This is a genomic window from Pseudomonas wayambapalatensis (genome assembly GCF_049942315.1).
In the GTDB taxonomy this organism is placed as follows: domain Bacteria; phylum Pseudomonadota; class Gammaproteobacteria; order Pseudomonadales; family Pseudomonadaceae; genus Aquipseudomonas; species Aquipseudomonas wayambapalatensis.
Map to the genome: position 1 here is coordinate 1 of NZ_JBNFMU010000062.1, position 10234 is coordinate 10234.

Below are 10234 nucleotides of genomic sequence, written 5' to 3' on the forward strand. Positions count from 1 at the left end.
ACGGAGTTGGCTGGAGGCGGGGATGACAGGTGGTCGCAGGTTCGGCTGCTTGCAGGCCTGACCCCTTCGCGGGCAAACCCACTCCCACTGGGTAGCGGCGAGGAAAACATTCTGCTGGCGCGGTTCCGTGGGAGCGGGCTTGCCCGCGAAGGGGCCAGGCCTGCAAGCAGCCGAACCTGCGACCACCTGTCATCCCCGCCTCCAGCCAACTCCGTTATCATGCCGGGCACGTTCCGCCTCGCGAGTCCGCCATGCGCCGCCTGTTCTTCCTGCTGTTCCTGCTGCTGGCCAGCCCCGCCTTCGCCTCGGGCCTGCTCGACAACCGCCCCAGCGCCACCCTCGGTGCCGCCTCGCTGTCCAACAGCGCCGACTTCCTGCCGGTCCACGAAGCCTTCAAGCTCGACCTGATCAGCGCCGATGCCCAGTCGATCAAGCTGCGCTTCGTCGCCACCGAGGGCTACTACCTCTACCGCCATCGCTTCCAGTTCCGCAGCGAGCCAGCCGACATCGCCCTCGGCAACGCACGGATCCCCCAGGGTGAAGCCAAGCACGACGAGTTCTTCGGCGATGTCGAGGTCTACCATGGCATCGTCGACATCGAAGTACCGCGTACCGACCCGCGCGCCTTCACCTTGCTGGTCGGCTACCAGGGCTGCGCCGACAAGGGCTTGTGCTATCCCCCGGAAACTGCGCGACTGTCGATTCCCGGCGAAGGCAGCACCCTGTCCACCAGCACGGCCGAGCGCTGGAGCTGGCAGACCTTGCTGCTGTTCTTCCTGGCCGGTCTGGGCCTGACCTTCACCCCCTGCGTGCTGCCGATGCTGCCGATCCTCTCGGGCGTGGTGCTGCGCGGCCAGGTTGGTGGCTGGCGCGGCTTGAGCCTATCGCTGGCCTACGTACTACCGATGGCTGCCAGCTTTGCCGTGCTCGGTGCGCTGATGGGCCTGTTCGGTGCCAGCCTCAACCTGCAGGCACGTTTGCAGTCGGCCTGGGTACTGGTGCCCTTCGCGCTGTTCTTCGTGCTGTTCGCCCTGGCGATGTTCGGCCTGTTCGAACTCAAGCTGCCGCACGCCGTGAGCCAGCGCCTGGACCGCGTCGCCAGCAATACCCGCGGCGGTTCGCTGCTGGGTGCTGCGGTGCTGGGCGTGCTTTCCAGCCTGCTGGTCTCGCCCTGCGTGTCTGCGCCACTGGCCGGTGCCCTGCTCTATATCAGCGCCAGCGGCGATGCCCTGGGAGGCGCACTGAAGCTGTTCGCGCTCGGATTGGGCATGGGGGCGCCACTGCTGCTGGTGGCGACCGGCGGTGCCGCCTGGCTGCCCAAGAGCGGGGCGTGGATGAACACGGTGAAGAACGTGATCGGGGTCCTGCTGCTGGGCGTTGCGCTCGGCCTGCTCAGCCGCGTGCTGCCGGGGCCGGTGACACTGCTGCTGATCGGCCTGTTGTCGGCAGGCGTGGCGCTGTTCCTCGGGGCGCTGGAATTCGTGGTCAAGACCCCGCGCCAACGCCTGGCCCAACTGCTGGGGCTGCTCTGCCTGGTCTATGCACTGGCGTGCTGGTATGGCGCACTTGCCGGTCAGGGCGATCCACTGCGTCCATTGCCAGGCCCCGGCGTCAGCGCCTCGGCCCCCGCCAGCGCCAACGCTCAGGCGGATGCGTGGCAAACCCTCACCACCCCTGCCGCCCTGGACGCTGCACTGGCCCAGGCCAAGGACGCAGGCCAGCCGGTGCTGCTGGACTGGTACGCCGACTGGTGCATCAGTTGCAAGGTGATCGAGCATGAGGTGCTCAACGCGGCGCAGGTCCAGCCAGGATTGAGTGGGTTCAAACTGCTGCGCTTCGACATCACCGAGAGCAACGCCGAACAACGCGCCCTGCTCGACCGCTACAAACTGTTCGGCCCACCCGCCTTGTTGTTTTTTGCCGCAAACGGCAGCGAAATGACCGCTGATCGGGTGGTAGGCGAGGTGAACGCCGACGAATTTGCGAAAATTCTCACGGGCACGCGCAGCAAACTCGGTCTATAACTTCCCGCGCACCGGTAACTTTCTCCGATGAAGTGACCAGAGCTCATCATCTGGTCACATACTTTGCGCGAATCTCGGTCATCGTGCTGGCTATTGCAGGGAACTGGACACTCGCTAGTCTCTTGCGGCATAGTCGCCGCGCTATGTCGAATTGCCCTACAAAACCAAGGAAACCGCAGATGGCCACCCTACTGGTGCTGCACGGCCCCAACCTCAACCTGCTCGGCACCCGCGAGCCGGGAGTCTACGGCGCCGTCACCCTCGCCCAGATCAACCAGGACCTCGAGCAGCGCGCACGCGCCGCCGGCCACCACTTGCAGTACCTGCAGAGCAATGCCGAGTACGAACTGATCGACCGCATTCACGCTGCGCGCAACGAAGGCGTGGACTTCATCCTGATCAACCCGGCCGCTTTCACCCACACCAGCGTCGCATTACGTGACGCATTGCTCGCAGTGAGCATCCCATTCATCGAAGTGCACCTGTCCAACGTGCACAAGCGTGAACCGTTCCGTCATCACTCCTACTTCTCCGATGTGGCAGTGGGCGTGATCTGCGGCCTGGGCGCCACCGGTTACCGGCTGGCCCTGGAGTCTGCACTGGAACACCTGGCTGCCAACGCACAGCCCTGATGACGCAAGGCCTCGGTCCTTCGACCGGGGCCTCGAAGCACTACGAAGAAACGTTTTCGATACGTTTTAACAATTACGTCCCCGACCGAACCTTGGGAGTTGCTGATTAATGGATATCCGTAAAGTCAAAAAGCTGATCGAACTGCTGGAAGAGTCCGGCATCGACGAACTGGAGATCAAGGAAGGCGAAGAGTCCGTTCGCATCAGCCGTAACAGCAAGCAACCTGCCGGCGCCCAGTACTTCGCAGCGCCTGCTCCGGTCGCCGCACCCGTTGCCGCCGCCCCTGTCGCCGCGGCCCCGGTTGCCGAAGCCGCTGCAGCACCTGCCCTCAAAGGCACCGTGGTCCGCTCGCCGATGGTCGGCACCTTCTACCGCAAGCCATCGCCGACCTCGCCGAACTTCGCTGAAGTCGGTCAGGCGGTGAAGAAAGGCGACACCCTGTGCATCGTCGAAGCCATGAAGATGATGAACCACATCGAAGCCGATATCGGCGGTGTCATCGACGCCATCCTGGTGGAAGACGGTCAGCCGGTTGAGTTCGACCAGCCGCTGTTCACCATCGTTTGAATCGCGGAGAGCCAACGATGTCTGGGAAGCTCGAAAAAGTCCTGATCGCCAACCGTGGGGAAATTGCCCTGCGGATCCTGCGTGCCTGCAAAGAGCTGGGCATCAAGACCGTCGCGGTCCACTCCACCGCTGACCGCGAACTGATGCACCTGGGTCTGGCAGACGAATCGGTCTGCATCGGCCCTGCATCGTCGAAAGAATCCTACCTGCACATCCCGGCGATCATCGCTGCCGCCGAAGTGACTGGCGCCACCGCCATCCACCCAGGCTACGGCTTCCTCGCCGAGAACGCCGACTTCGCCGAGCAGGTGGAGAAATCCGGTTTCGCCTTCATCGGCCCTAAAGCCGACACCATCCGCCTGATGGGCGACAAGGTTTCGGCCAAGGACGCGATGATCAAGTCGGGCGTACCGACCGTACCGGGCTCCGACGGCCCGCTGCCGGAAGACGAAGAAACTGCACTGGCCATCGCCCGTGAAGTCGGCTATCCGGTGATCATCAAGGCCGCCGGTGGCGGTGGTGGTCGCGGCATGCGCGTGGTGCACAAGGAAGAAGACCTGATCGCCTCGGCCAAGCTGACCCGCACCGAAGCTGGTGCTGCGTTCGGCAACCCGATGGTCTATCTGGAGAAGTTCCTGACCAACCCACGTCACGTGGAAGTCCAGGTACTGTCCGATGGCCAGGGCAACGCCGTGCACCTGGGCGACCGCGACTGCTCGCTGCAGCGCCGTCACCAGAAGGTACTGGAAGAAGCGCCGGCCCCCGGCATCGACGAGAAGGCCCGTCAGGAAGTCTTCAAGCGTTGCGTCGATGCGTGCATCGAGATCGGCTACCGCGGTGCAGGTACTTTCGAGTTCCTGTACGAGAACGGTCGCTTCTACTTCATCGAGATGAACACCCGCGTCCAGGTCGAGCACCCGGTCTCGGAGATGGTCACCGGCATCGACATCGTCAAGGAGATGCTCAGCATCGCCGCTGGCAACAAGCTGTCGTTCCGCCAGGAAGACGTGGTGATCCGCGGTCACTCGCTGGAGTGCCGGATCAACGCCGAAGACCCGAAGAAGTTCATTCCAAGCCCAGGCACCGTCAAGCACTTCCATGCCCCGGGTGGCAATGGCGTGCGGGTCGATTCGCACCTGTACAGCGGCTATTCGGTTCCGCCGAACTACGACTCGCTGATCGGCAAGCTGATCACCTACGGCAAGGACCGCGACGAAGCCATGGCGCGCATGCGCAATGCCCTGGACGAGATCGTCGTCGACGGCATCAAGACCAACATCCCGCTGCACCGCGACCTGGTGCGTGATGAAGGTTTCTGCAAGGGCGGCATCAACATCCACTACCTCGAGCACAAACTGGCCAACCAGGAGTGATCGCGTTAGCGTGATGCACGAAACCCCGGCCCTGTGCCGGGGTTTTTCATTGCCCTGCGACAGGGGCGGTGAAACATCCACAAACCCCCCGCACTCGCGTAAACTGACGCCCTTTCGCGCAGCTCCCGCTGCCCCTGTCGATTTACCAAAGGTGCCCGCCATGCCCTGGCTGCAAGTACGTCTGGCCATCAGCCCGGAACAAGCCGAAACCTACGAAGACGCCCTGCTCGAAGTCGGCGCCGTCTCGGTCACGTTCATGGATGCCGAAGACCAGCCAATCTTCGAACCGGACCTCAACACCACCCCGCTGTGGTCGCACACGCATCTACTGGCCTTGTTCGAAGCCGATGCCGAACCCGAAGCGGTGTTCGCCCACCTGCAGCTGCTGACCGGTGCCGACCTCCCCGAGCACCAGGCCGAAGTCATCGAGGACCAGGACTGGGAACGTAGCTGGATGGACGGTTTCCAGCCGATGCGTTTCGGCCAGCGCCTGTGGATCGTGCCGAGCTGGCACGAGGCCCCGGAGAAAGACGCCGTCAACCTGCTGCTCGACCCGGGCCTGGCCTTCGGCACCGGCACCCACCCGACCACCGCCCTGTGCCTGGAATGGCTCGATGGCCAGGCGCTCGAAGGCACCCAGGTGCTCGACTTTGGCTGCGGCTCGGGCATTTTGGCCATTGCCGCCCTGCTGCTGGGCGCCCGCGAAGCGGTGGGGACCGACATCGACGTACAGGCCATCGAAGCCTCGCGTGACAACGCCCAGCGCAACGGCATCGCCGACGAGAAGCTGGCGCTGTACCTGCCCGAGCACATGCCGGCGATGCAGGCCGACGTGCTGGTCGCCAACATCCTGGCCGGCCCGCTGGTCTCCCTGGCACCGCAATTGTCCGGCCTGGTACGTCCCGGCGGCCTGCTGGCGCTGTCGGGTATTCTTGCCGAGCAAGGCGAGGAAGTGGCCGCAGCCTATGCCGCCGACTTCGACCTCGACCCGATCGTCGTGCGCGATGGCTGGGTGCGCATCAGCGGCCGCCGTCGCTAGGCTACAGTTCGTAAAGCGCCAGACTCAAACCCTGCACAACCCCCGGATCGCCGCATGACCGACAGTTTCGTCACCCAGTGCCCGCATTGCCAGACGCGTTTTCGCGTCACGTATCACCAGTTGAGCGTGGCCCGTGGGGTGGTGCGCTGCGGCCAGTGCCTGCAGGTATTCAACGCCGCCCGGCAGTTGCTCGAGCAAAGCCAGGAAGGTACGACGCCGCCGGTCGCCACCGCACCGACGCCAGCAGCCCCGTTGCCGGCTGAGCCAGCAGCGCCTGCGATCGAGCCCCCAGCGCCGAGCCAGGACGACTGGGCTGCCACGCTGGACGCCATGGACCTGGACCAGGAGCTTGCGCGTCTGGAGCGACGCGGCCCTCGCCCCGAGCGTCAAAGCGCCGAGCGCGACGAATCCTTGCAGGCCCGACGTGACGATCAACACCCCGAGCAGCACGGTGACGAGCCCTTCGGCACCGCAACCGATGACCGCCTCGAACCCGACCCGCAGCCCACAACTGCACCGGCCCAGGGCGAGCAAGAGCCGCTCGACCTGGAGCCGATAGCCCAGGACCGCACCGAACCCACCCTCGGACAGGCGCTCGAACTCGACGACGAAGACGCCCCTGCCCGCCTGCCCGCCGAACACGACGAACTGGCCAACGAGCGGCTGTCGCCCCTCGACGAGCCTCTTCCGGAAAAAGGCCTCTCGGCCCTGGACGACGATGTCGCGAATCTGCGCCTGTCGGCACGCGACGACCACGACGACGACACCGAAGGCGACGAACGGCTGGAGCCGGTGCTGGCCGCCAAACCCTCGCGTGCGCGCAAGGAACCACTGGTCGATGTCGTCGACGACCCGCTGCAACTGGACTGGCAAAAGCCCGCACCGAACTGGGGCAAGCGCCTGCTCTGGGGCTTCCTGGCGCTGCTCGCCGCTGGCCTGCTGGCCTTCCAGTATGTCTACTACCACTTCGATGAAATGGCCCGGCACGACCGTTACCGGCCGCTGTTCCAGCAACTGTGCCCGATCGTCGGCTGCCAGGTCCCCACCCGGGTCGACATCGCACGCATCAAGAGCAGCAACCTGGTGGTGCGCAGCCATCCAGACTTCAAGGGCGCGCTGATCGTCGACGCGATCATCTACAACCGCGCCTCTTTCAGCCAGCCCTTCCCCCTGCTGGAGCTGCGTTTCGCCGACCTCAATGGCCAGTTGATCGCCAGTCGTCGGTTCAAGCCCAGCGAGTACCTGTCGGGCGAGCTGGCCGGGCGCGGCGAGATGCCCAGCCAGACGCCGATCCACATCGCCCTGGACATCCTCGATCCAGGCCCGAAGGCGGTGAACTACAGCCTGAGCTTCCGATCCCCGGAGTGACCGGCGGGTCGGCGGGAGCGCCAACCAGCGCAAAAGTCATAAGCCCACAACTGCTCAGATTTTATCCAGCTCCATCTTTATCCGGTCACCGAGAGCGGGTATCATGCCATCCCTTTTTCGAACTCCAATGATCCGGCCCCACAACAGGGAACACCTATGTCGGCGGTACGCATCGGCCCATACACACTGCAGAACAACCTGATCCTCGCGCCCATGGCCGGGGTCACGGACCAGCCTTTTCGCACGCTTTGCAAACGCCTGGGGGCGGGCATGGTGGTGTCGGAAATGGTCACCAGCGACATGAACCTGTGGAACAGCCGCAAATCGCGCCTGCGCCGCATCCACGAAGGCGATCCCGAGCCGCGCTCGGTACAGATCGCCGGTGGCGATGCACAGATGCTGGCCGCGGCAGCGCGGGCCAACGTCGAGTCCGGTGCCCAGATCATCGATATCAACATGGGTTGCCCGGCGAAAAAAGTCTGCAACAAAGCGGCAGGCTCTGCTTTATTGAGAGATGAAGCGCTGGTCGCTGAAATCCTCGATGCGGTGGTCGGTGCGGTCGATGTGCCGGTCACCCTGAAGATTCGCACCGGATGGGACCGCTCGAACAAGAATGGCCTGAACGTGGCGAAGATCGCCGAACAGGCCGGAATCCAGGCGCTGGCGGTGCATGGCCGCACACGCGCCGACCTGTACACCGGTGAAGCCGAGTACGACACCATCGCCGCGATCAAGCAGGCGGTGTCGATCCCGGTTTTCGCCAACGGCGACATCACGTCGCCAGAAAAGGCCCGGGCGGTGCTGGATGCCACCGGGGCCGACGGCCTGCTGATCGGCCGTGCCGCCCAAGGGCGGCCGTGGATCTTCCGCGAGATCGAGCATTACCTGCGGACAGGCGAACATCTTCCGGCTCCCGGGCTGGACGAAGTTGAACGCATTCTGCTGGAGCACCTTGCCGCGCTGCATGCCTTCTATGGGGATGTCATGGGCGTACGTATCGCCCGCAAGCACGTGGGCTGGTACCTGGCAACACGCACGGGCGGCAGGGAGTTTCGCGCCCGGTTCAATGCCTTGGAAGAGACCCAAGCGCAGTGCGCCAACGTTCGGGCATTTTTTGCCGAACGTCGACAGAGCCTTGAGACAGAGGACGGACAAGGGGTGGCCGCATGACGATGATGACCGAGACATTAGTGAGTGGAACAACGCCCGTGAGCGACAACGCCAACCTCAAGCAGCACCTGAATACGCCGAGCGAAGAGGGCCAGACCCTGCGCGACAGCGTCGAGAAGGCACTGCACAACTACTTCGCCCACCTGGAAGGCGCCACCGTCACGGACGTGTACAACCTGGTGCTCTCGGAAGTCGAGGCACCGCTGCTCGAGAGCGTGATGAACCACGTCAAGGGCAACCAGACCAAGGCCAGCGAGATGCTCGGGCTCAACCGCGGCACCCTGCGCAAGAAGCTCAAACAGTACGACCTGTTGTAAGCCAGAATCCCAATCAGAAAAGGCGGCTCCGTTGAAAGAGGCGCCTTTTTTGCTGACTCCACCGCGTTATGGAATCCGAAATGACCGACCAGACTACCCGCCTGCCGATCCGCCGCGCCCTGATCAGCGTCTCCGACAAGACCGGTATCCTCGAGTTCGCCCGTGAGCTGCAACAGCTCGGTGTCGAGATCCTGTCCACCGGCGGCACCTACAAGCTGCTCAAGGACAACGGCGTGAACGCGGTGGAAGTGGCCGACTACACCGGCTTCGCCGAAATGATGGACGGCCGGGTCAAGACCCTGCATCCGAAGATCCACGGCGGCATCCTCGGCCGTCGCGGCACCGACGACGCCATCATGAACGAGCACGGCATCAAGCCGATCGACCTGGTCGCGGTCAACCTGTATCCGTTCGAAGCCACCATCAGCAAGCCAGGTTGCGACCTGCCGACCGCCATCGAGAACATCGATATCGGCGGCCCGACCATGGTTCGCTCCGCGGCGAAGAACCACAAGGACGTCGCCATCGTGGTCAACGCCAGCGACTACGCCGGCATCGTCGAAGGCCTCAAGGCCGGCGGCCTGACCTACGCCCAGCGCTTCGACCTGATGCTCAAGGCCTTCGAGCACACCGCCGCCTACGACGGCATGATCGCCAACTACATGGGCAGCATCGACCAGTCCAAGGACACCCTGTCGACCGAAGGCCGCAGCGAGTTCCCGCGCACCTTCAACAGCCAGTTCGTCAAGGCCCAGGAAATGCGCTACGGCGAGAACCCGCACCAGAGCGCGGCGTTCTATGTCGAGCAGAAAAAAGGCGAAGCCAGCATTTCCACCGCCGTACAGCTGCAGGGCAAGGAGCTGTCGTTCAACAACGTGGCCGACACCGACGCCGCACTGGAGTGCGTGAAGAGCTTCGTCAAGCCGGCCTGCGTCATCGTCAAGCACGCCAACCCATGCGGCGTGGCCGTGGTTCCGGAAAACGAAGGTGGCATTCGCAAGGCCTATGACCTGGCCTACGCCACCGACACCGAGTCGGCGTTCGGCGGCATCATCGCCTTCAACCGCGAACTCGACGGCGAAACCGCCAAGGCCATCGTCGACCGCCAATTCGTCGAAGTGATCATCGCACCGAAGATCTCCCAGGCCGCCCGTGACGTGGTCGCCGCCAAGCAGAACGTACGCCTGCTCGAGTGTGGCGAATGGCCTGCCGAGCGCGCTGCCGGTTGGGACTTCAAGCGCGTCAACGGTGGCCTGCTGGTACAAAGCCGCGATATCGGCATGATCGCCGCCGAAGACCTGAAAGTCGTCACCAAACGCGCGCCGACCGAGCAAGAGATCCACGACCTGGTGTTCGCCTGGAAAGTCGCCAAGTTCGTCAAGTCCAACGCCATCGTCTACGCCAAGAACCGCCAGACCATCGGTGTCGGCGCCGGCCAGATGAGCCGCGTCAACTCCGCGCGCATCGCTGCAATCAAGGCTGAGCATGCTGGCCTGCAGGTGCAGGGTGCGGTCATGGCTTCGGACGCGTTCTTCCCGTTCCGTGATGGCATCGACAACGCGGCTAAAGTGGGCATCAGCGCCGTGATCCAGCCAGGTGGCTCGATGCGTGATGCAGAAGTCATCGCCGCCGCTGACGAAGCCGGTATCGCGATGGTGTTCACCGGTATGCGCCACTTCCGCCATTAATCAGATGACAGGCTGATCGCCGACCCCTGTGGGAGCGGGTTTACCCGCGAATGCG

9 protein-coding genes are annotated in these 10234 nt (G+C 64.0%); all 9 read left to right on the top strand.

What is annotated here, in order from left to right; genetic code table 11:
- The first annotated feature begins 251 nt into the window (after positions 1 to 251).
- The 9 genes from ACPZMI_RS01980 to purH all read left to right on the top strand — a co-directional run bounded on the left by ACPZMI_RS01980 (position 252) and on the right by purH (position 10179).
- On the top strand, positions 252 to 2024 hold the full coding sequence (locus tag ACPZMI_RS01980; RefSeq protein ID WP_426351582.1) for a protein-disulfide reductase DsbD: 1773 nt from the start codon (positions 252 to 254) through the stop codon (positions 2022 to 2024).
- 179 nt (positions 2025 to 2203) lie between these two features.
- Entirely contained in the window at positions 2204 to 2656 is a 453-nt protein-coding gene (gene aroQ / locus ACPZMI_RS01985; protein WP_186666014.1) for a type II 3-dehydroquinate dehydratase, read from the top strand.
- Positions 2657 to 2765: 109 nt separating this feature from the next.
- Positions 2766 to 3224: an acetyl-CoA carboxylase biotin carboxyl carrier protein gene (gene accB, locus ACPZMI_RS01990; protein ID WP_186666013.1), complete on the top strand. Its 459-nt coding sequence runs from the start codon at positions 2766 to 2768 to the stop codon at positions 3222 to 3224.
- Positions 3225 to 3241: 17 nt separating this feature from the next.
- Complete coding sequence (gene accC / locus ACPZMI_RS01995; protein WP_186666012.1) at positions 3242 to 4597, top strand: acetyl-CoA carboxylase biotin carboxylase subunit; 1356 nt, start codon at positions 3242 to 3244, stop codon at positions 4595 to 4597.
- Between the two features lie 160 nt (positions 4598 to 4757).
- On the top strand, positions 4758 to 5636 hold the full coding sequence (gene prmA / locus ACPZMI_RS02000) for a 50S ribosomal protein L11 methyltransferase (protein ID WP_186710798.1): 879 nt from the start codon (positions 4758 to 4760) through the stop codon (positions 5634 to 5636).
- A gap of 54 nt (positions 5637 to 5690) precedes the next feature.
- Complete coding sequence (locus ACPZMI_RS02005; RefSeq protein ID WP_426351583.1) at positions 5691 to 7004, top strand: DUF3426 domain-containing protein; 1314 nt, start codon at positions 5691 to 5693, stop codon at positions 7002 to 7004.
- A 156-nt stretch (positions 7005 to 7160) separates the two neighbouring features.
- Positions 7161 to 8174 carry a tRNA dihydrouridine synthase DusB gene (dusB, locus tag ACPZMI_RS02010; RefSeq protein ID WP_186666009.1) on the top strand — a complete coding sequence of 338 codons (1014 nt, stop codon included), beginning with the start codon at positions 7161 to 7163 and terminating at the stop codon, positions 8172 to 8174.
- Complete coding sequence (gene fis / locus ACPZMI_RS02015; RefSeq protein ID WP_029614158.1) at positions 8171 to 8491, top strand: DNA-binding transcriptional regulator Fis; 321 nt, start codon at positions 8171 to 8173, stop codon at positions 8489 to 8491. Before dusB ends, fis begins: the two co-directional genes overlap by 4 nt.
- Before the next feature lie 80 nt (positions 8492 to 8571).
- A complete protein-coding gene (gene purH, locus ACPZMI_RS02020; protein WP_186666008.1) occupies positions 8572 to 10179 on the top strand; it encodes a bifunctional phosphoribosylaminoimidazolecarboxamide formyltransferase/IMP cyclohydrolase in 1608 nt (535 codons plus the stop codon).
- Positions 10180 to 10234 lie beyond the last annotated feature (55 nt).